The 21,028-nt window shown below is 68.5% G+C and carries 21 protein-coding genes; 16 read left to right on the plus strand and 5 right to left on the minus strand.

Translation table 11 applies throughout. From position 1 onward, the window contains the following. Positions 1-74: 74 nt before the first annotated feature. Complete coding sequence (locus FA702_RS13740) at positions 75-929, plus strand: helix-turn-helix domain-containing protein (RefSeq protein ID WP_136956586.1); 855 nt, start codon at positions 75-77, stop codon at positions 927-929. On the opposite strand, the gene FA702_RS13745 is transcribed toward FA702_RS13740, so the two are convergent. Further along, positions 926-1,429, minus strand: a complete 504-nt coding sequence (locus FA702_RS13745) for an NUDIX domain-containing protein (RefSeq protein ID WP_136956587.1) — start codon at positions 1,427-1,429, stop codon at positions 926-928. The two genes, FA702_RS13740 and FA702_RS13745, sit on opposite strands and share 4 nt — an antisense overlap. A gap of 163 nt (positions 1,430-1,592) precedes the next feature. On the opposite strand from FA702_RS13745, the gene FA702_RS22805 reads away from it, so the two are divergent. From FA702_RS22805 to gspN, 9 genes are all read left to right on the plus strand, one after another. Beyond that, positions 1,593-2,024 carry a hypothetical protein gene (locus tag FA702_RS22805; protein ID WP_168196066.1) on the plus strand — a complete coding sequence of 144 codons (432 nt, stop codon included), beginning with the start codon at positions 1,593-1,595 and terminating at the stop codon, positions 2,022-2,024. A gap of 139 nt (positions 2,025-2,163) precedes the next feature. Continuing rightward, positions 2,164-3,003 carry a type II secretion system protein N gene (locus FA702_RS13750; protein ID WP_168196067.1) on the plus strand — a complete coding sequence of 280 codons (840 nt, stop codon included), beginning with the start codon at positions 2,164-2,166 and terminating at the stop codon, positions 3,001-3,003. Between the two features lie 59 nt (positions 3,004-3,062). Further along, a complete protein-coding gene (gspD, locus tag FA702_RS13755; RefSeq protein ID WP_255504577.1) occupies positions 3,063-5,279 on the plus strand; it encodes a type II secretion system secretin GspD in 2,217 nt (738 codons plus the stop codon). 3 nt (positions 5,280-5,282) lie between these two features. Continuing rightward, a complete protein-coding gene (gene gspE, locus FA702_RS13760; protein WP_136956590.1) occupies positions 5,283-6,782 on the plus strand; it encodes a type II secretion system ATPase GspE in 1,500 nt (499 codons plus the stop codon). After that, on the plus strand, positions 6,782-8,011 hold the full coding sequence (gene gspF / locus FA702_RS13765) for a type II secretion system inner membrane protein GspF (RefSeq protein ID WP_136956591.1): 1,230 nt from the start codon (positions 6,782-6,784) through the stop codon (positions 8,009-8,011). The genes gspE and gspF overlap by 1 nt, the downstream gene beginning before the upstream one ends. Positions 8,012-8,016: 5 nt before the next feature. After that, positions 8,017-8,460, plus strand: a complete 444-nt coding sequence (gene gspG, locus FA702_RS13770) for a type II secretion system major pseudopilin GspG (RefSeq protein WP_136956592.1) — start codon at positions 8,017-8,019, stop codon at positions 8,458-8,460. A 6-nt stretch (positions 8,461-8,466) separates the two neighbouring features. Then, positions 8,467-9,615: a type II secretion system protein GspL gene (gspL, locus tag FA702_RS13775; protein ID WP_136956593.1), complete on the plus strand. Its 1,149-nt coding sequence runs from the start codon at positions 8,467-8,469 to the stop codon at positions 9,613-9,615. Beyond that, a complete protein-coding gene (gene gspM / locus FA702_RS13780) occupies positions 9,612-10,094 on the plus strand; it encodes a type II secretion system protein GspM (RefSeq protein ID WP_136956594.1) in 483 nt (160 codons plus the stop codon). The genes gspL and gspM overlap by 4 nt, the downstream gene beginning before the upstream one ends. Then, positions 10,091-10,819 carry a type II secretion system protein N gene (gene gspN / locus FA702_RS13785; protein ID WP_136956595.1) on the plus strand — a complete coding sequence of 243 codons (729 nt, stop codon included), beginning with the start codon at positions 10,091-10,093 and terminating at the stop codon, positions 10,817-10,819. The genes gspM and gspN overlap by 4 nt, the downstream gene beginning before the upstream one ends. Before the next feature lie 9 nt (positions 10,820-10,828). Here the strand turns inward: gspN and FA702_RS13790 are convergent, their stop codons facing one another. After that, a complete protein-coding gene (locus FA702_RS13790) occupies positions 10,829-11,284 on the minus strand; it encodes a Dps family protein (protein ID WP_136956596.1) in 456 nt (151 codons plus the stop codon). 341 nt (positions 11,285-11,625) lie between these two features. On the opposite strand from FA702_RS13790, the gene FA702_RS13795 reads away from it, so the two are divergent. From FA702_RS13795 to FA702_RS13815, 5 genes are all read left to right on the plus strand, one after another. Continuing rightward, positions 11,626-12,996, plus strand: coding sequence for a glycosyl transferase family protein (locus FA702_RS13795; RefSeq protein ID WP_370385474.1), 1,371 nt, complete (start codon positions 11,626-11,628; stop codon positions 12,994-12,996). A gap of 2 nt (positions 12,997-12,998) precedes the next feature. Then, positions 12,999-14,144, plus strand: coding sequence for a hypothetical protein (locus tag FA702_RS13800; RefSeq protein WP_136956598.1), 1,146 nt, complete (start codon positions 12,999-13,001; stop codon positions 14,142-14,144). Positions 14,145-14,225: 81 nt separating this feature from the next. Then, the gene (locus tag FA702_RS13805; protein ID WP_136957419.1) at positions 14,226-15,140 is read left to right on the plus strand and encodes a sulfite exporter TauE/SafE family protein; all 915 of its coding nucleotides are present in this window, start codon (positions 14,226-14,228) and stop codon (positions 15,138-15,140) included. Next, positions 15,137-15,898, plus strand: coding sequence for a TIGR02186 family protein (locus tag FA702_RS13810; RefSeq protein WP_136956599.1), 762 nt, complete (start codon positions 15,137-15,139; stop codon positions 15,896-15,898). Before FA702_RS13805 ends, FA702_RS13810 begins: the two co-directional genes overlap by 4 nt. A 124-nt stretch (positions 15,899-16,022) precedes the next feature. Continuing rightward, complete coding sequence (locus FA702_RS13815; protein WP_255504578.1) at positions 16,023-17,687, plus strand: ATP-binding protein; 1,665 nt, start codon at positions 16,023-16,025, stop codon at positions 17,685-17,687. A 19-nt stretch (positions 17,688-17,706) separates the two neighbouring features. On the opposite strand, the gene FA702_RS13820 is transcribed toward FA702_RS13815, so the two are convergent. The 3 genes from FA702_RS13820 to FA702_RS13830 are packed head-to-tail and all read right to left on the minus strand — an operon-like array spanning position 17,707 to position 20,263. After that, complete coding sequence (locus FA702_RS13820; protein ID WP_136957420.1) at positions 17,707-19,173, minus strand: MATE family efflux transporter; 1,467 nt, start codon at positions 19,171-19,173, stop codon at positions 17,707-17,709. A 41-nt stretch (positions 19,174-19,214) separates the two neighbouring features. Next, on the minus strand, positions 19,215-19,748 hold the full coding sequence (locus FA702_RS13825) for a DUF177 domain-containing protein (RefSeq protein WP_136956601.1): 534 nt from the start codon (positions 19,746-19,748) through the stop codon (positions 19,215-19,217). After that, entirely contained in the window at positions 19,745-20,263 is a 519-nt protein-coding gene (locus tag FA702_RS13830) for a ubiquinol-cytochrome C chaperone family protein (RefSeq protein ID WP_136956602.1), read from the minus strand. The genes FA702_RS13825 and FA702_RS13830 overlap by 4 nt, the downstream gene beginning before the upstream one ends. A 216-nt stretch (positions 20,264-20,479) precedes the next feature. Between FA702_RS13830 and FA702_RS13835 the strand changes: the two genes are divergently transcribed. Further along, entirely contained in the window at positions 20,480-20,977 is a 498-nt protein-coding gene (locus tag FA702_RS13835; RefSeq protein WP_136956603.1) for an outer membrane protein assembly factor BamE, read from the plus strand. The last annotated feature ends 51 nt before the right edge of the window (positions 20,978-21,028 follow it).

Below are 21,028 nucleotides of genomic sequence, written 5' to 3' on the forward strand. Positions count from 1 at the left end.
TGATGGACCAAGGTTGACAAAACCCGGCCGGGAGGAAAGGGAGAGGGCGGACAAAGAAATGGTATTATCGGGACATGCCGGACCCTGCGCTCATCCCCACCTACGCGCTTTACGGCGAGACGGGTGCGCACGTTGCCGGGGGCTTCGCGCACATCGAGACGATCGCGGAACGCAGCGCGTTGCATGATTGGGAAATCGCGCCGCATCGCCATGACGATTTCGTGCAGGTGCTGCTGGTGCGCGATGGGCATGTGCTGCTGACGCTGGACGGCGTCGAACGGTCGCTGGACGGGCCGTGCCGGGTGATCGCGCCGCCGCGCATGGTCCACGGGTTCCGCTTCCGGCAGGGCACGTCAGGCTATGTCCTGACGCTGTCGACCGATTTCGCCGCGCGCGCCACGGGGCAGGCGGACGTCCTGCTCGTGGCGCTGGCGCAGGGCGGCGCCGGCACGATGGAAGCGCGGCCGGCCACGCGGGCCTTCTGGCTGGCGGAGGAGATGCTGGAACTACAGCGCGAATGGCGCGAGCACGATCCGCTGTTCCTGGCGCTGGCGGAAGCGCTGGTGCGGACGCTGACCCGGGCGGATGGCGTTGGGCAGGCAGGGACGCTGGCGGACCGGCGGCTGCACCGCTTCCGGCAACTGGTGGAACTGCACTATCGCGAACACCGGCCGCTCGATTTCTATGCCGGCGCGCTGGGGATGACGCGACGCACGCTGTCGCGGTTGACCGCCGCCGGTCTCGCTTGTTCGCCCATGGAAGTCGTCCACCGGCGGCTCGCGCTGGAGGCCCGGCGCCTGCTGCGCTACACCAACGCCAGCGCGGTGCAGGTGGCGGCGGAACTGGGGTTCGACGATCCTTCGTATTTCTCGCGCTTCTATCGCCGGATGACGGGCGCGCGGCCGGGAGCGGATCGAGCGGCGGGTTAGCATGCGACCTGACCGCCTTCGTTTTCCGCGCGCCATGCGCGCCAGAGCGCGACCCGGCGATGGACCGCCGCGCTGATGCTGGCGGGAAGGGCGTCGAGCGCGAAGAAGCGCGCTTCCTCGATTTCCAGCCCGTCTGCCTTGGGCGTGTCGTGGGTGTGGCCGGTCACCATTTCGACGCGGTTGCGCCACCCGCCGGGCATGGCGACGCGGTCGGAACCGAACCAGACAGCCTGAACGAGGCGGCATCCGGTTTCCTCGGCCAGTTCACGCATGGCCGCGGCCGCCGCATCCTCGCCACGCGCAAGACCGCCGCCCGGCAGCATCCACAGGTCTGGTTGCTGGTAGCTGTGGCGCACCAGCAGGAGCCGTCCATCGCGATCGAACGCCAGCACGTTGCAGCCGCGCACTTCCAGGCGCAGCGCTCCCCATAGGCGCAGCCGGGCCGCATGGGCGCCGCGCAGGGCCAGCCGGTGGAGCGAAGCGGGCAGGAAGGGGGGCATGCGCCCGTCTTGCGCCCGATGGGGCCGTAGTGGCAAGGGTGGGGCGATCGATTGCGATCACGGGGGTTTGGACATGGGATCGTGGATCGCTTTCGGCGTCCGGAACACGCGATGGCGTACGATCCGGAAGATGCTCCTACGGCCAGCGGGCCGGCCATGGCGCTTGCCGCTGGCCGTTGTGTTGATGGCAACGGGGCCGGGGACGGCGCTGGCGCAGCCGGCGCGCTATGACGAGGCGATCGGCTGCGCCGCTGCGAATGCCGTCGCCGCCGGCATTCTCCAGTCCGGTTCGCCGACAGAGGAGGAGCAGGCGCAGGCCGATGATTTCCAGCAGATCGCGGAAGCCTGGCTGGGCCAGGCGGTAAGCCTGTCCGCCACGGGCGAGGATGGCGCCTTCGCCGACTTCAACCGGGCGTCGCGCGACATATCCGACCGCATCGCCGCCTCCCGCGCGGACGATGCGCTGGAGGGCATTCTGGGCGGACCGCTCGAGGCGTGCAACCGTCTCGACAGCCCGTTCGACGATAGTCCTCCGTTCGACCCGCCATCTGCCGATCCGCCGGGTGCCGAGCCGCCGCCAGGCCGGCCGGTGTGAGTCCCGATACCGGCCGGCCGAATGCGCCGGGTGTGTGACGTGTATCATGGCGTGGGCCGGCGTTGGTGGACAACGTGGGCGCGACCGGGCACATCCGTGCTCTGCGGGGTCAGGGTGGAGACGCACGGGGGTGCGATTCGTGGCGGAAAACGGCGGGCTTTGGAGCATCGGGGCGGGGTTGCAGCGCACAGTGTGGTGGCTGCTCGCGATGGCCATCGCCGTGCTCCTGGCGGCGATCGTCTGGGCGATCGTCACGCCGGTATCTCCGCTGGGCGATTGGCGACCGGACAGCGCCAAGGTGCTGCCCACACCGTTGCGCAAGACGCTCTATGCCGCGGTCGATCCCTTCAATCGCGGCCCCGCCATGGCGGCGCCGGGCTCACAGGCGGGCGGCACGGTGACCTCGCTGACGCTGGTGCTATTCGGAACGCGTGGCTTGCCCGGTGGCGGGGGCAGCGCGATCATCGCTGGCGAGGACGGCGTGCAGCAGGTCTATCGCGCGGGCGACGAGGTGACGCCCGGCGTCACCCTGGCCGAAGTGGCCTTCAATCACGTCGTGCTGATGCGCAATGGCGCCAAGGAACTGCTCTATATCGACCAGTCTGGCAAGGCGCCGAGCGCGCGGGGGCTGGTCGCGGCCAACCCCGTTCCCTCGCCTGGCGGGGTTGCCGGCAACGCTCCGGCGGGAGGGGCGGGCGCCCTTACCGTCGATGCGGCGCGGCGCGGGATCAGCTTCGGCCCGCGCGCGGAAAGCGGGCGCATCGTCGGGCTGGAAGTGCTGCCCACGGCCGACGGTTCCGCGTTTCGCAGCGCCGGGTTCCAGCCCGGCGATGTCGTGACCGCCGTGGACGGCAAGCCGGTTACCGGCGCCGGCGATGGCGCGATGCTGGCCGGCGCGCTGCGCCCTGGCGCTTCCGTTTCGGTCACCGTGCGTCGCGGTGATCGCCAACTTCCGCTGGCGATAACATTGGCACCATGAAGCTCCGATCCTCCTCTCTCCGATCCCCCCGTTTCCGGTCCCTGCTTGCCGCGGCCGCGATGCTGGCGCTTGCGGTGCCGCAGGCGGCCATGGCGCAATACACGCTGAACGTGCGCGAGGCGGACATCCGCGCCTTCGTGGCCGACGCGGCGGAAGTGACCGGCCGCACGTTCATCGTCGATGCGCGCGTGCAGGGGAAAGTCAGCGTCGTATCGGAACGGCCGCTGTCGCGCTCCGAATATTTCGAGGTGTTCCTGTCCACCCTGCGCGCCAACGGGCTGGTGGCGGTGCCGACCGGCAACGGCGCGTTCCGGGTGCAGCCGTCCGAAGGCGCGGCCAGCCAGCCCACGCGCATCGGCAGCAAGGGCGCGGCGCGCAACCAGATGATTACCGAGATCGTGCGCCTGCGCGCGATCGACGCGACGCAGGCGGTGGAAACGCTGCGCCCGCTGGTCAGCAAGGAAGGCGCGATCACCGCCAACAAGTCGGGCAATTCGCTGGTGATCGTCGACTATGCCGACAACATGGCGCGCATCCGCGCGCTGGTGGCGCAGATCGACCGAGACAATGCCTCCACCCAGACGATCCTGCTGGAACACGCCGGCGCGCGCGAGATCGCGACGGCGCTGACCCAGCTTATCCCGGCGGGCGGCGAGGGCGGCCGCGCGCTGGCCACGGTGGTCGCGGTGGACAGCGCCAACGCCGTGCTGATGCGCGGAGAGCGCGATACGCTGGCGCGGCTGGCGGCGATGGCGCGCCAGCTCGATGCCAAGGCGGCGACGGGCGGCGAGATCAAGGTGCTGTGGCTCGATTATGCCGATGCGGCGGTGCTGGTGCCGGTGCTGGAACGGCTGGTGGGCGGCCAGGGCGGTACGGAAGTGGCCTCGGGATCGCAGGCCCCGGTTTCGCTGGGCGGTGTTGGCAGCAGCCAGGCCTCGAATGCGGGCGCGCTGGGCGGCACCACCCCCGCGGCCGGCGCGGCGGCGGGGGTGGGAGCGGGATCGGGCAGCAAGGCCAGCGTGAACCCCACCGGGGCGACCACCGGCGGGCTCGGCAGCGGCGCGATCAAGCTCGCCAACGGGCGCGGCACGGCCACGATCACGCGCTATCCCGGCGCCAACGCGATCATCATCGCCGCGCCGGCCGACGACCAGCGCCGCCTGACCGAACTCGTCCGCCAGCTCGACATTCCGCAGGAACAGGTGCTGGTGGAAGCGATCATCGTCGAGATTTCCAACGACGTTGCGCGCGAGCTGGGCGTGCAGTTCCTGTTCGGCGGCAAGGACAAGCCGTTCGCCGTCACCAATTTTGGTAATTCCTCGCCCAACATCATCGATGTCGCCGGCGGGTTGCTGGCCAACAAGCTCGACCAGACGACCACCGTGGTCAACGGATCGACCGTCACCACCACGACCAACAGCACGGCGGGCGACCTGCTCAAGCAGAACGCGGCGAGCAAGATCCTGGCGGCGTCCGGCGGCTATTCGGGCTTTCTCACCCAGCTGGGCAACAACACCTATCTGGGCGCGCTGATCAACGCGGTGGCGACCGACAAGAATTCCAACATCCTCTCCACGCCGCACATCACCACCAACAACAACGTCCCGGCCTCGATCCTGTTCGGCAAGGAAATCCCGGTGGCGACGGGCGAGGCGCTGTCCTCCGCCAACTTCAACAACACTTTCCGCACCATCTCGCGCCAGAACGTGGGCATCGAGCTGGACGTGACGCCGCAGATCAACGCGGGCGACCAGGTGCGGCTGGACCTGCGGCAGGAAGTCAGCTCGATCGCGGGCACGGTTTCCAGCCGGTCGGACGACATCATCGTCAACAAGCGCGAGATCAAGACCACGGTGACCGTGGGCGACCGCGAGATCGTGGCGCTCGGCGGGCTGCTCGACGACAACGAGCAGCGCACCTTGCAGAAGGTGCCGCTGCTGGGCGACGTGCCGGTGCTGGGCGAACTGTTCAAGTCGCGCGGGCGCAGCCATGTGAAGACCAACCTGATGGTCTTCATCCGTCCCACGATCATGCGCAACGCCAACGACAGGCAGGAACTGACCGCGCGGCGCTATGGCGTGGTGCGCAACGCGCAGCGCGCGTTCGAGCCGGGGCGCGAACCGGGCATCGACGATCTGGTGGAGGATTACCTCGGCGCGACGGCGCCGGTCGCGCCGGGCAAGGCGGTCGCGGTGGCGCCGGGGGATACCGTGATCGCGCCGAAGGCGGCGGGCGAATTGCCACCCGCTGACGCGGCGCCACCCGCCCGGCCCTGAGCCATGGACCAGCCGCCCGTTCCCGCCAGCCCGAACCCGCCGCCGGCGCTGCCCTATGGCTTCGCGCGTGACGCGGGCTATCTGGTGGAGCGCGAGGACGCGGAGGGCGTCGCGCTGGCGATGCGCGAAGGCGCGGACCCGTTCGTGTTGCTCGACCTGCGCCGCGCGCTGCGCCGGCCGGTATCGCTGCGCAAGGTCGCGCCGCCGGACTACGAGAAGCTGCTGGCCGAACGCTATGCCATGGACGGCGCGGCGGCGGTGGCGGGCGACATGGGCATCGGTGGCGAGGGGCTCGATCCGCTGGCGCTCGGCCTGCCCACGGCGGAAGACCTGCTCGACAGCGCGGACGATGCCCCCGCGATCCGGCTGATCAACGGCCTGATCGCCGAAGGGCTGCGCCAGGGTGTGTCCGACATCCACGTCGAACCTTATGAACAGGCGCTGGTCGTGCGGATGCGCGTGGACGGCGTGCTCGCGGAAAAGCTGCGGATGCCGCCGCATGTCGCGCCGGTGCTGGTCAGCCGCATCAAGGTCATGGCGAGGCTCGACATCGCCGAACGCCGCGTGCCGCAGGACGGGCGTATCAGCCTGAGCCTGGGTGGCAAGCTGGTCGACGTGCGCGTGTCCACGCTGCCCAGCCGCGTGGGCGAACGCGTGGTGCTGCGCCTGCTCGACAAGGAGAACGCCGGACTGGATATGGTCCATCTGGGTCTCGACGAGCGGGCGGAAGAAGTGCTGCGCCGCGCGCTGGCCGAACCCAACGGCATCGTGCTGGTCACCGGCCCCACCGGATCGGGCAAGACCACCACGCTCTATGCCGCGCTGCGCCTGCTCAACGATGGCGCGCGCAATATCCTGACGGTGGAAGACCCTGTGGAATACGCCGTGGACGGCGTGGGGCAGACGCAGGTCAACGCGCGCGTGGGGCTTACCTTCGCCGCCGGTCTGCGCGCCATTCTGCGGCAGGACCCGGACGTGGTGATGGTCGGCGAAATCCGCGATCGCGAGACGGCGGACATCGCGGTGCAGGCTTCGCTGACCGGGCATCTCGTGCTGTCCACCGTCCACACCAACGATGCCGCCGGCGCGATCACGCGGATGCGCGACATGGGCGTGGAGCCGTTCCTGCTCGCGTCCACGCTGCGCGCGGTGATCGCGCAGCGGCTGGTGCGGCGGCTGTGCCCGCATTGCCGCGAGCCGCACGAAAGCGACGCGGCGCTCCACGCGCTGATCGGGGTAAAGCCGGGCCGCACCGTCTATTTCGCGCGCGGCTGCGGGGAATGCGCGCAGACCGGCTACGTGGGCCGGATCGGCGTGTTCGAGGCGCTGCGGGTGGACGATACGATCCGCCGCATGATCCACGACAACGCCGATGAAGCGGCGATCGCGCGGCACGCCTTCGCGGATTCGCCGCGTCTGGCCAAGGCGGTGCGCCGCCTGGTGCGCGACGGCGTGACCAGTCCCGAAGAAGCGGCGCGGATCATGCGGCGCGAGGACGGGTGATGCCGCGTTTCACTTATCTCGCCATCGACCAAAAGGGCCACGAGCGGCGCGGCGCGATCGAAGCGGCGGGCGAACGGCAGGCGCTGGAGAAGCTGGCCGCGCGATCCTGGCACGTGGTGCGGATCGGGCCGGACGCCGCGGCATCGGCCCGCCGTGCGGCGATTTCGACCAGCGGCATCGCCCTGTTCGCGCCGCGTCTGACGGCCAAGCAACTGGCGCTGTTCACGCGCCAGATCGCCTCGCTGATGACGGTCAGCCCGCTGGAGGAAGCGCTGCGCACGATCGCGCGGCAGACCGAGAAGCCGCGCGCTCGCGCGATCCTGTCCAGCGTCCACGCCGGCGTGGTGGAAGGGTTGCCGCTGGCGGAAGCCATGCGGCGCGAGGAACCGAGCTTCCCGCCGGTCTATCGCGCCATGGTCGCTGCGGGGGAAAACTCCGGCACGCTGCCCGCCATCGCCAACCGGCTGGCCGACTTGCTGGAGCGGCAGGCGCAAGTGCGGGGGAGAATCGTGGCGGCGCTGGCCTATCCCGTGGTGCTGTCGCTGGTCGCGCTGCTGGTGGTGACCGGGCTGATGATCTCGGTGGTGCCGCGCGTGGTCGAACAGTTCGATAACGCCAGCCGGCAACTGCCCCTGCTGACGCGCGTGGTCATCGCGGTTTCGCAGTTCCTGGCGCAGTGGTGGTGGGCGCTGCTGATCGTGGCGGCGCTGGCGACGTTCGGTTTCGTCCGCGCGCTGCGGCGGCCGACGTTCCGCTATCGCTGCGACAGCCTGCTGCTGCGCTTGCCGTTCGTCGGCCGGCTGCTGCGCGACGTGCACGCGGCGGGCCTCGCGCGCACGCTGGCGACGATGATCGAGGCCAAGCTGCCGCTGGTCGATGGCCTGAAGCTGGCCACGCGCACGGTGCGCAATACCGTCCACCGGCAGGCGCTGGAAGCGATCACCGAAAAGGTCCGCGCGGGCGGTTCGCTGTCCACCGCGCTGCGCGAGGCGGAGACGTTCCCGCCGCTGCTGGTCTATCTGGCGGCGAGCGGGGAAGCGGCCGGGCAGCTTGGCCCCATGCTGGAGCGCGCGGCGGAATATCTCGAACGCGAGTTCGAAAGCTTCACCAGCGCCGCCATGGCCCTGCTGGAACCCGCGATCATCGTGGTCATGGGCGCGCTGGTTGCGCTCATCATTCTTGCGATCCTGCTGCCGATCCTGCAGCTTCAAAACCTGACCGGACTTTAGGAACGATGCGAAACCAACGCAGCTTGCCCGCGCCCAACGGCTTCTCGCTCGTGGAACTGATGGTGGTGCTGTTCATCATCGGCCTGCTGGCGACGGTGGTGCTGATCAATGTCCTGCCCAGCACGGACAAGGCGCGCGTGGTCAAGGCGCAGAGCGACATCGCCACGCTGGATCAGGCGATGGAGATGTACCGGCTCGACATGGGCACTTATCCGGGGCAGGGCGAAGGGCTGGCCGCGCTGAAGACCCCGCCGGCCAATCTCGCGCTGCCGCAGAACTACCGCAGCGGCGGCTATGTGAAGGACCTGCCCGACGATCCGTGGGGACATCCCTATCAGTTCCAGGTGCCGGGGCGCGATGGCAAGCCGTTCGAGATCTTCTCGCTGGGCGCGGACGGGCAGCCCGGCGGCAGCGATCTGAACGCCGATATCTATGCGGGGAAGAACTGATCCGCGATGGCTGCGGCAAGCGCCTTTCCAGCGCCTCACGGCTTGCCTGACGGCCTGATCGTGTTGCTGCCGGCCCGGTCCGACGGCGGCTGGCGCTGGTGGCGCGTGGAACAGGGCTGCCTTGGCCGCGAACGGTCGTTCCTGCCCGATGCCGAAGCCGCGCCGTGGGGCAGGCTGGAGGAAGGCGGCCTGGTGACGGCGCTGGTGCCGGCCGCGCTGGCGCCGGTGCGCGATCAACCGATGCCCGACATGCCGCCGGCGCAGGCGATCGCCGCCGCCCGGCTGGAAGCCGAAGCGCGGGGGATCGGTTCCGCGCGCCGCCATGCCGCCGCCGCGGCAGCGGAAGGCCGCCTGCTGTGCGTGACGGTCGGTGCGGACGACATGGACCGCTGGCTGGCGGACTTGGCGGAAGCGCGGCTCGATGCAGCGGCGCTGGTTCCGGCCGCGCTGGTGCTGCCGCGCCCCGATGCCGGAATGGTGGTGGCGGAACTGGGCGACGAGCCGCTGGCGCGCACGCCCGAAGCGGCGTTTGCGGGCGAACCCGCCTTGACCGGGCTTCTTGCCGATGCCGGAGGAACCGTGGCGCTCGATGCCGAAACGCTCGAAGCGCGCTTGCTGGCCATCCATGGTTCGCCGCCGTTGAACCTGCGGCAGGGCGCTTATGCGCCGCGCGCGCCGGGTTTCCTCGATGGGATGCAATGGGGCCAGTTGGCGCGCATGGCGGCGGTCGCGGCGCTGCTGGTTCTGGTGCTGATGCTGGTGTGGATCGCCAAGTGGGAACTCGCAGCGTCGACGCGCGAGCGGGACACACTGGCGCTGGCGCAACGCCGGTTCCCGGCCGCGAGCGATCTGGATAGCGCGGAGCGGCTGATTGCCGCGGATATGGCCAAGCGCGGGCAGGGGGCGGCGAACTTCACCGCGCCGATGGCGGCGGTGCTGGCCGCGATGCAGCCGGTGCCGTCGATCCGGCTGCGCGATCTGGGCTACAGCGCGGATGGCACGCTGCGGTTCACGGCGGCGGCGCCCCGCGCGGAGGATGTCAACGCCGTGCTGATCGCCTTGCAGAACGCGGGCTGGAAAGTCACCGTACCGCCGTCGCTGGCGTCGGATCCGACCGGGGCGGCGGTGGTTGCCATCACGGTGCGGGCGCCATGATCGCGCGGGTGCGGGCATGGTATGCGGCGCTGACCGCGCGCGAACGGACGCTCGTGACGATCGCCGGCGCGCTCGCTGGCCTGATCGTGCTGATCTACGGCATCGTGCTGCCCGTGGGGCGTGCCTTCGACGCCACCGATGCGCGCCATGTGGCGTCGGTGCAGCGCACTGAGCGGCTGATGGCGGCGCTGCGGCTGCTGGATGAGCGCCCCGCTGGCCCGGCCTCGCGCGCAGCGGCCGGGTCGGTCGAGCAGGTGGTCGCGGCCAGCGCCGAACAGGCGGGCTTCGTGCTGCAATCCAACCAGCCGCGTGGCGGCGACATGACCGCGATCGTCATCGCTTCGGCGAGACCGGGGCCGGTGTTGGCCTGGCTTGATGCGCTGGCTGGCATGGGCGTGATCGTCGATACGCTGACGATGACGCCGGCGCCGGACGGATCGGTTGCGGTAAACGCCACGCTGCGCCGGAGCGGCACATGAGAGGGCAGGATATGGCATCGGGGATGCCCCGCCGCGCGGTGCCGGCGCTGGCGGCGGTGTTTCTGGCGGCGCTGGTTGCTCTGATGCCGTTGCGGATCGTGCTGGGGTGGGCCGGCGGCGCCTTGTCGGCGCGCTATGTCGACGGGCCGGTATGGTGGGGCCGGGCCTATGACCTGCGGATTGGCCCGGTGCCGGTGGGGACCGTCGATGCGGGTTTGCGCCCCTTGCCGCTGCTGATCGGCCGGGCGGAGACGTGGCTTGAACGGCCAGCGGGGACCGGGCAAGCGCCCTTGCGCGCGCGGATCGGATGCGGCGCGGGCGGGCTGCGTTTGGCCGATGCCACCGGGTCCCTGCCCTTGCCCGAAGGCCTCGGCCAATTGCCAGCCAGCACGATCGGCTTCGATCAGTTCGCGGTCGATTTCGCCAAGGGGCGGTGCCGGTCCGCATCTGGCACGCTGACGGTGACGCTGGCGCCGGTGAGCGCGCTGATGCCCAGGCCGCTACTGCTTACGGGCAAGGCACGCTGCCAGGATGGCGCACTGGTCGTGCCGATGGCCGATAGTGGCGGCATGGCCCATTTGCTGCTCAAGGTGGCGGGCACCGGTTCGTGGACCGCCGACCTCTCGCTCGCAGGCTTGCCCGTGGAGATCAGCGGCCCTCTGGTGGATCAGGGCTTTTCCGCCCGGCCCGGCGGCATCGGCTTCCGGACCGGCGGAACGTTCTGAGCGCCCGCTTCAGGCGAGCACTTCGGTCAGGAACCAGACGCGGCGTTCGGCCTGGTCCGTCCAGTCGTCGGCCATGCCCTCGGTCGCGTTGTCGCCGGCTTCGGTGGCCGCATCCTTCACGCCCCGGATCGCTTCGACCAGCTTGGCGTTGTCGTCGCGGAGCGTCTTGACCATGGCCATGGCGTCGACCTTGGCGCGGTCGTCATCCTTGATCGAGGCCTTGCCGGCGATCGCGCCGATCGAGGTCAGCGTGGCCCCGCCGTTCTTGCGCACCCGCTCGGCGATGATGTCGGTCAGCGCGAAGATTTCCGCGGACTGTTCGTCGAACAGCAGGTGCAGATCGCGGAAGTGCGGGCCGGAGACGTGCCAGTGGAAGTTCTTGGTCTTGAGATAGAGCGTGAAGTAATCGGCAAGAAGGCCGTTCAGGCTGTCGATCAGCGCTTTTTTCGCATTGTCGCCCGGCATGGGAGATCCTTTCCTGCGGTTGGATGATGATGGCCTCCCTATACGCTTCCCAAGGCCGTTTGTTTCACGGGAAATGCGCCTAACGATGATCGACTTTGTCGATAAAAGGTTGCTGATTCTTCCAGTTCATGCATCATTTCAGTGTGTTGCAAACCGGCGGCCCGGTATCCGGCGCCACGTCACCACCTCTCGAAAAGTCCCGCATTTCCGCCAAATCCGAGGCATTCGTCCGGTTCGGATGCATTGTCAGCAGGGCTATGTGGCCATAGTCTGACCTCTGCATAGCGATATTGTTCCGCATTTTCGCATTGGCCCATGCAGCAGGCGGGGGATGGATGCCGATGGAAGCAACGCTGTACGCGCTCGGGCTTGTCGAGCGTGAATTGCTGCTGTTCGCGGCGGTGTGGTTCGTCATCGGTGCGGCCGACGATCTTGGCATAGACATGCTGTGGTTCTGGCTGCGTCTCTCGGGCCGCGCCCGCACGGAAAGGCTGGAAGGCCGGGCGGATCAGCCCTTGCGCGGCATCGCCGCGGTGCTGGTTCCGGCTTGGCGCGAGCAGGACGTCGTGGGAACGATGATCCGGCACAGTCTGGATGCTTGGCCCCATGCGGAAATGCGCTTCTACGTGGGATGCTATCGCAACGATCCGGCAACGCTGGCCGCCGCGATCGCCTCCACCCGGGATGATCGCCTGCGGATCGTCGTGCACGATCGCGATGGCCCCACCACCAAGGCCGACTGTCTCAACCGGCTTTACGAAGCCATGTGCGAGGACGAGCGGCGCGGCGGCTTCCGCGTGCGCAGCGTGATCCTGCACGACGCCGAGGACATGGTACACCCGGCGGCGCTGTCGCTGCTCGATAGCGCGCTGGACGAGGCGGACTTCGTCCAGTTGCCCGTAAGGCCGGAGCCGCAGCGCACATCGCGCTGGATCGGAGGGCATTACTGCGATGAATTCGCCGAGGCGCACGGCAAGGTCATGGTCGTGCGCGACTGGCTGGGCGCGGGGCTGCCGGCGGCCGGCGTGGGGTGCGCGTTTTCCCGCGCGGCGCTGGAAACCGTGGCGGCGCGGCGCGGCGCGAGCCACCCCTTCGCGCCTGAATGCCTGACCGAAGACTATGAATGCGGCTTGCTGATCGGGGAGGAAGGTGGACGCTCGCGCTTCCTGCGGGTTCGGGATTCGCGCGGGCAACTTGTCGCCACGCGCGAATTCTTTCCCGCGCGGCTGGACCAGGCCGTGCGCCAGAAGACGCGCTGGCTGCATGGAATTGCGTTCCAGGGGTGGGACCGCCTGGGCTGGCGGCTGCGGCCGGCCGAACTGTGGATGCGGTTGCGCGATCGGCGCGGGCCGCTGGACGCGCTGGTGCTGCTCGCGGCCTATGTGCTGCTCGGGTTGACGCCGGTCCTGATGGTCGGGTGGGTTCTGGGTTACTATGAACCCGTGCCGCTGGGCGACTTCTTGCACTGGCTGATCGGCGTGAACGCGTTCCTGCTCGGCTGGCGCCTGCTGTTGCGCGGTATTTTCACGGCGCGCGAATACGATCTGGCCGAAGGCGTGAGGGCGGTGTTGAGAGCGCCGGTCTCCAACGTGATCGCGATCATGGCTGGGCGGCGGGCGCTGATGGCCTATCTGGCCTCGCTCCGGCACGGTCAGACGGCGTGGGATCACACCAGCCATCATGACCATCCCGCGCTGGCAACCCGGATATGACGATGGCTCCGGCAGGCGCAGGCGTCGCAGCTGTGGGCGTCGAAACCGGATCGCGGCGGAGAGGATCGCCGGTGGTGTCGCTGGCCCTGGTGCTGGCCGGCTGGGTTGCGCTGCGCTCCATGGCGCTGGCCTTGCCTTCTCCCGAAACGCGGGCGTTGCCGGGGCAGGGGGCGCCGATGGTTCCAGCGGCAGTGGCCGTTGCGACGCCGGCGCCGATGTCGGTTCCGCTGGTGTCGATGTGGCTGTGGCCGTCCGGTGGGATGGCTTCCCTGCGGGACTTGGTAGCGCGGCCGCGGCCGATCGGCCAGCAGATGGCTGGTGCGGCCGATGCTGCCTTTGCAGAGCACGCCCGAGCGGGCGGTTGGGCATGGTCCTTGCCGCCCGGCGGGCCATCGCAAGCACGCGATAGCGTCCCGCCAGACCCGGCCGTTTCGCCGCAGGCTGATCCTCTGCCGGCTGCCTATGCGGAGCCTGACGCGCCCGCGCCCCACGCGCGCTGGTCCGGCGATGCATGGTTCCTCCTGCGCCGTGGCAGCAGCGGGACAGCACTTGCCGCCGGCCTGCCCGCCTATGGCGGCAGTCAGGCCGGCGGCGTTCTGCGCTATCGCATCATGCCGCAGGAACGGCATCGGCTGACGGCCTATCTTCGCGCGACGGGGGCGGTGCGGTCCGACGTGGACGATCGGCAACTGGCGCTGGGTCTTTCGGCACGCCCTGTCCCGACCATGCCGGTTTCCCTGCTGGTGGAGGGCAGATTGCAGCAGGGGGGCTTTGCCACCCGGCTGCGACCGTCGATCGCGGCCGTGACCGAACTGCCTCCGATCAGCCTTCCGCTGGGCTTGAGAAGCGATATCTACGCACAGGCGGGATGGGTCGGCGGTGCGGGGGCCACACCCTTCTTCGACGCGCAGGCGGTGGTGGACCGCACCCTGGTTCCGCTGGCGCGGGGGATCGATCTGCGCGCCGGCGGCGGAGTGTGGAGCGGGGGGCAGAAGGGCGCGGTCCGGCTCGACCTTGGTCCGCGCGCCGGCCTTGTGGTGCAGCGCGGCCGGTTTCCCCTGCGCCTTTCCGCCGACTGGCGCTTCCGCGTGGCAGGCCAAGCGGCGCCGGGATCGGGACCGGCGCTGACCCTGGCCACGGGATTCTGATCGAACACGGCTGAAAACTGTTCGGAAAGAGGCGCGCCCGCCGTTCCCAAGCCGATCGCGCTGCGCTACGCCGTGACGGCAATGCACGTCTATCTTCCGATCGCCAACCTATCGGTCAATGGTCTGGTCATCGTCGCGCTGGGCGCGCTGACGGGCCTGCTTTCCGGCATGTTCGGGGTGGGCGGCGGTTTCCTGACCACACCCTTGCTGATCTTCTATGGCGTGCCACCCACGGTTGCCGCCGCTTCGGCCGCCAGCCAGGTGACCGGCGCCAGCGTTTCGGGGGCTTTCGCGCACGCGCGGCGCGGCGGCATCGACTACCAGATGGGCGCGGTGCTGGTGGCCGGGGGCGTGATCGGCACCGGGCTGGGCGCGCTGCTGTTCCGTCTGCTCCAGGCGCTGGGGCAGATCGATACCGTCATCAACATCCTCTACGTGCTGCTGCTGGGCGGCATCGGCGGACTGATGGCGCATGAAAGCATCACCGCGTTGCGCGCGCAGAAGGCTGGTATCGCGCTCCCCGCGCGCAAGCGGCGGCACCATCCGCTGGTGGCCAGCCTGCCGTGGCGCTGGCGCTTCTACCGCTCGGGCCTGTACATCTCGCCGCTGGCCCCGCTGCTGCTCGGCATGGCCACGGGCATTCTCACCATGCTGATGGGGATCGGTGGCGGGTTCATCCTCGTGCCCGCGATGCTTTACATCCTGGGCATGAGTGTGGGCGTGGTGGTCGGCACCTCGTTGTTCCAGATCCTGTTCGTGACCATGGCGACAACGATGATGCACGCCCTGACCACGCGCGCCGTCGATATCGTGCTGGCGGTGCTGCTGCTCGTCGGATCGGTGTCGGGCGCGCAGATCGGCGCGCAGTTCGCGCAGAAGGCCAAGCCCGAACAGCTTCGTCTGATCCTGGCGGTGATCGTGCTGGGCGTGGCGCTGCGGATGGCGCTGGGGCTCGGCTACCGGCCGGACGAAATCTACACGGTGATCCCGTTGTGACCGCGCTGCGCTCCGCCCTGCTGGTCCTGTGCCTGTTGCTGCTCGGCGGCGCGCGCGATCCCATCCTCGTGCCGGAAATCTCGCAGCACGAAGTGCAGGTGCGGCAGGGCTTTACCGGGGCCGACCTGCTGCTGTTCGGCGCGATCCTGAGCCCGGAAGGCACACGCGCGGCGCAGGATTACGATATCATCGTGGTGCTGGAAGGGCCGGTCCGTTCGATCGTTCTGCGCGAGAAGCAGAAGGTCGCCGGCATGTGGATCAACGCCGCCAGCACCGAGTTCCGCTCCGCCCCCAGCTATTACGCGATCGCCTCGTCGCGCCCGATTGCGCGGATCGTGGACGACAAGACGGCGGCGATCTACGAACTGGGGCTCAAGTGGCTGCAGCTTTCGCCGATCGGGGTGATCGACCCGGCCGAGCAGAAGCGTTTTTCCGCCGGGCTGGCGGACCTGATGCAGCGGCAGGGCCTGTATCGGCAGGACGAAGGCGCGGTGAAGATCAGCGGGCAGGTGCTGTACCAGGCCCGCATCGCCCTGCCGTCGAGCGTGCTGACCGGCACCTACACCGCCGAAACCTTCGCGGTGCGCGATGGCAAGGTGGTGGCTTCGGCCATCACCCGGGTCGAGGTGACCAAGGAGGGGTTCGAGCGGTTCGTGGCGGTCAACGCCCAGCGCAACGGCCTGCTATATGGCCTGTTCGCGGTGCTGGTGTCGGTGGCGATGGGCTGGATCGCCGGCCGCCTGTTCGCGCTGGTCTAGCGCGTACTCGCCGCGCCTCACAACCGCGCCATCTCCTTCATTAGGCTCATTTTAACCGAGCTGGCTTACCTCCCGACAGTCACGCGTGATCGGCTCGAGGTATTGGGTGATGTCGGAAATGAGCATGCAGGGTTTCGAATCCGGGTCGCCCGCCCAACCCGCCGATCTTGGTACGAATAGCCACGAAAATGCGCGCAAGCCGATCGGCTTCGTCGCCGATGTTTCGGGATCGGGCGGCGTGATCGGCATCGATCTGGCGCGGCTGAAAGAATGCATGGCCGATGACGACGCCTCCGTCGCGCTTTCGGGCCAGGTCGGCTGTCCGGTGAAAATCCGCGTGGGCAATTCGTGGCTTCTGGCGACCGTGCGCAACCAGCGGCAGGATGCCGCGTTCGAAGGCGGCGTGATCGCGCAGATCGATTTCCTGGGCGAAGGCGACGAGGAACGCCTGACCGGGCGGCTTTACGGCTTCCGGCGCGGCGTGACGCGCTTCCCGGTGCCGGGCGCGCTGGTCTATCCGGCGACCAGTGCGGATTTGCGGCAGGTCTATGCCAGCGATGGCCGGTCCAGCATCGCTATCGGCACCGTCTTCCCCACGCGCGACATCCGCGCGGGCGTTTACATCGATGCCCTGCTGGGCAAGCATTTCGCGCTGCTGGGTTCGACCGGTACGGGCAAATCGACCAGCGCGGCGCTGATCCTGCACCGCATTTGCGAAATGGCGCCCGACGGCCATATCGTGATGATCGATCCGCACGGCGAATATTCGCAGGCCTTCCGCCACACCGGGCAATTGCTGGACGTGACGAACCTGCAAATGCCGTACTGGCTGATGAACTTCGAGGAACATTGCGAGGTGTTCCTGACCACGCAGGGCGCTGAGCGGCAGCTGGATGCCGACATTCTGGCCAAGTGCCTGTTGCAGGCGCGGATGAAGAACCGCCTGGCCGAACAGGTCGGCCGGATCACGGTGGATTCGCCGATACCCTATCTGCTCTCGGATCTGCTGCTGGTGCTCCAGAACGAGATGGGCAAGCTCGACAAGGGCCATGGCGCGATCCCCTACATGCGGATCAAGGCCAAGGTCGACGAGATCAAGGGCGATCCGCGCTACCAGTTCATGTTCTCGGGGATGCTGGTCGGCGATACGATGGTCGACTTCCTGTCCAAGGTGTTCCGCCTGCCGGCCAGCGGCAAGCCGATCACCATCATCGACGTTTCGGGCATCCCCTCGGAAATCACCTCGACCGTGGTCGCGGTGCTGAGCCGCCTGGTGTTCGACTATGCGATATGGTCGCGTGACGAAGAGACGCAGCCGATCCTGCTGGTCTGCGAGGAAGCGCACCGCTACGTGCCCAACGAACGCGTGGCGAGCAATTCGTCGGCGGCGAAAGTGCTGTCGCGGATCGCCAAGGAAGGGCGAAAGTATGGCGTCTCGCTGGGGCTGATCACGCAGCGTCCGTCCGACCTGGCCGAAGGCGTGCTGTCGCAGTGCGGCACGATCATCTCGATGCGGCTCAACAACGAGCGCGACCAGGCGTTCGTGCGCGCGGCCATGCCCGAAGGCGCGCGGGGTTTCCTCGATGCCATCCCGGCGCTGCGCAACCGCGAATGCATCATCTGCGGCGAAGGCGTTTCGATCCCGGTGCGGCTGTCTTTCGACGATCTCGAAGAGGCGCGGCGTCCCGCTTCCGCCGACCCTTCGTTCTCGGAACTCTGGGCGCGTTCGGGTGGCGAGGATATGGCCGTGCAGCGCACGGTGCAGCGCTGGCGGTCGCAAAGCCGCTAACGGCGACGCGCGACAGCGCCTACAGCGTGGGCGTCATCCGGCCCGCCGCATCGCCATCGGCGCAGGTTTCCTCCTCCGCTTCCAGTTCGGAAATTGCGCGGCTGCGCGTGCGCCAGCCAGAGCGGCTGTACACGTAGAGCGCCAGCGAGGTCGCGATGACCGATCCGAACGGCATGGCCAGCCACAGCGCGTCCGCCCCGATGCGGGGATAGGCCAGGTAGTAGAAGCCCAGGCGCCCCGGATACATCGCGATGGCCAGCACGATCAGCGGCGCGATCACCACACCGCCGGCGCGCATCGTGCCGAACAGGACGATGGTGACTCCGAACAGCACATAGCTCCAGCTCGCCAGGAACTGGATGTGCCGCGCGGCGTCCACCGCCGGGCTGTTGGGGCCGAGGAACAGTTCCAGCGAACCGCGATCGAACAGCAGCAGGATCACCGTCATCGCCCCGGTCATCGCGAAGTTGAGCAGCACGCCCGAACGGGTGATCTGCCCCAGCCGGTGCAGCAGCCCGGCGCCGATGGCCTGCGCGGCCATGGCGCTGACCGCCGCCGAAATCGCCATCGCCGGCATCTGCAGGTAGGTCCACAGTTGCAGCGAAGCGCCGTAAGCCGCGCTGATCAGCACGCCTTCGCGGTTGACCAGCCCGATCATGATGATCCCGGCGGCCGAGATCAGCAGCATCTGCGCGCCCATCGGCAGCCCCTTGCGCACGATATAGCCCAGTTCGGACCGTTGCGGGATCAGGTAGGCGAGTTCCGCACCGCGCAGCCGCAGCGGCAGATCGCGGGCATAGACCCAGGTCACCATGGCCAGCATCGAGACGTAGGACGCCGTGGCCGTGGCCGTGGCCGCTCCAGCGATGCCGAGGCGCGGAAACGGGCCGATGCCCGCGATCAGCAGCGGGTTCAGCGCGATGTCTAGCACCACCGACAGGATCATGAACTTGAGCGGCGTCTGCGCATCGCCCGATCCGCGCAGGCCCATGCCCAGCATGACCGTGATCATCGAGGCCGGCATGGCGACGAAGATCACGCGCAGATAGGTCAGCGCGAAATAATAGGTTTCGCCGGGCGTGGCCATCGCGTGCAGCAGCGTGGGCGCGAAGACCCAGCCCGCCGTGGCGATGAACAACGACAGCCCGAGGCAGAACCCGAGCGCCGTGCCGAAGGTACGCCGCGCCGCGTCGATGTTCCGCGCACCGAACGCTTGGCCGACCTTGACCGTCGCCGCCATGCCGAAGCCGAACACCGCGGCGAAGACCAGGAACATCACCACGTTGGCATTGGCCGTTGCCGCCAGCGCGCTTTCGCCCAGCAGCCGGCCGACCCAGACCGAGTTGACCGATCCGTTGAGCGACTGGAGAATGTTGGCGGCCAGCGTCGGCGCGGAAAACAGCAGCAGCGTGCGCAGGATCGGACCTTTGGTCAGATCACGATGGCCGCCGGGGCCGGAAGGGCGGGAAGCGGAGGGGCGCGCCATCGCGGGCGGTGAGGCGGCGGGATCGGTCACCAGGTCTGTCCTCAATCTGTGCTGTCGGATTTTCCGGCCTTCAGCGCGGCCAAAGCGGCAAAGGGGCCGGAGGCTTCCTCTCCGGCAAGGCCGTGCTTCTGGCGCGCGGCGTCCGCTTCGGGGCCTTCCGCGAAAGGATCGATCGCCAGACCGAGGCTTTGCGCCACGGCCTCGCCCAGATCGAACGTCATCCCCTCGTATTCGATCTCGTCGCAATCGTCCGCGGTGATCTCGATTTCATCGTCGGCCGACCCGTCCGCTCCGGGATGCACGAAACGGAGCAGGATCGGCTCGTCGATCGCCACCGGGAAATCCTCGCCCGAAATGGCGCAGGGTTGGATGATGGACGCGGTCAGCCGGCCTCGCGCCAGCACGGTTTCGCCTTCGACCGAAAGGCGTATCTCCGCGCGCATCGCGTCCACCGCGCTGATGCCGAAGCGGCCCGCCAGGCGGCGGCGCTCGTCCGCGTCGGGTTCGATTACCACGGGGGCGCCGGTGATCTGGCGGATGTCGATCATCCGGTGCAGTTCGGGGGTGCCGGTCATGCGGGAAGGTCCCCGGCAAGCAGGCGGTCGGCCGGGACGGCGTCCAGCGCGCCGGCAAGCGCGCGGACCCGGCTGGCGAGCGCCTGCGGATCGGTGCTGTCGACCAGCGTGACATTGCGCGTGATCGCCTCGTTCAGCGCGCGGTCGTCCGCCGTCGCCAGCGCGTCGCGATATGCGCCCAGCCGTCCGCCCAGCGTGCTCATCAGCCGCCCCATGTGCTTGCCCACGACCATGTCGCCCACGCCGCTTTCGCGCAGTTGCCCGTCCATGTCGTCAACGAACAGTTCGGTCAGCCGCACCGAAGGTTCCACGAGCGCCGGTTCGCGTTCCATGCGCAGCAGCACCAGGCTCAGCACCAGCGTGATCGCGTCGAACCGGCCGGGCAGCGTGTCGGCGATCCCGTATTCCGCATACCACGCCTTGCCGCGCGAGGCGGCGACCACGGCGTGCCACAGCGGCCGCACGGCGGCGCGGTCATCGCGGCCGGGGCCGAACAGCCGGGCTAGAAACGACATCGGAACTTCCTTCCCCTGACGGTCCTTCCCCCACGGCTTGGGGGATTCGTTCAGGACCGATTAAATCGCCTGTGGTCACGTGGCATCGCGCTGTCCATTGCGGTTCCGCTGTTTGGCCCCTAAGGCTTGCGCGATATAGGGAACCCGGGCGCGAAGGCAAACGGGATGCCTGCCATAGCCGGGTCGTGCGCCCGGATCGAGAAGCGGAGTTCGGGAATGCGCGATAATCGGCTGATGGTGCGGGGCGTTGCGGCGGTGACGCTTGCGGTGCTGGCCGGCGGATGTTCGAGCATTCGCGACCATCGCGGCTATCTGATCGATCCCGCGCTGACCGATTCGGTGCAGCCGGGCGTGGACAACCGCCTTTCCGTGGAAAAGGCGCTGGGGCAGCCGACGTTCAAGAGCCAGTTCGGCAAGCCGACCTGGTACTATGTGTCGATCGACACCAAGCAGAAGCCGTTCACCCGGCCGCGCACCAATGCCGAGTTCATCATGAAGGTGAACTTCGACGCGGCGGGCAATGTCGCCAGCGTCGAACGCGGCGGCATGGAAAAGGTCGTGCGGATCAATCCCGATCGCGACAAGACGCCGACACTGGGCCGCGACCGCAGCTTCTTCGAGGATCTGTTCGGCAATATCGGCGCGGTCGGCGCCGTGCCGGGAGCGACCGGCCAGACGGGTCGTCCGGGCGGGTCCGGTCCGAACGGAAGCTGATTCCGGTCGGTTCCGGCCGGCTTGAACCTTCAGGGGCATTCCCCATATCGC

Origin of the sequence: Novosphingobium sp. EMRT-2 (assembly GCF_005145025.1) — a bacterium.
Taxonomy (GTDB): Bacteria; Pseudomonadota; Alphaproteobacteria; order Sphingomonadales; family Sphingomonadaceae; genus Novosphingobium.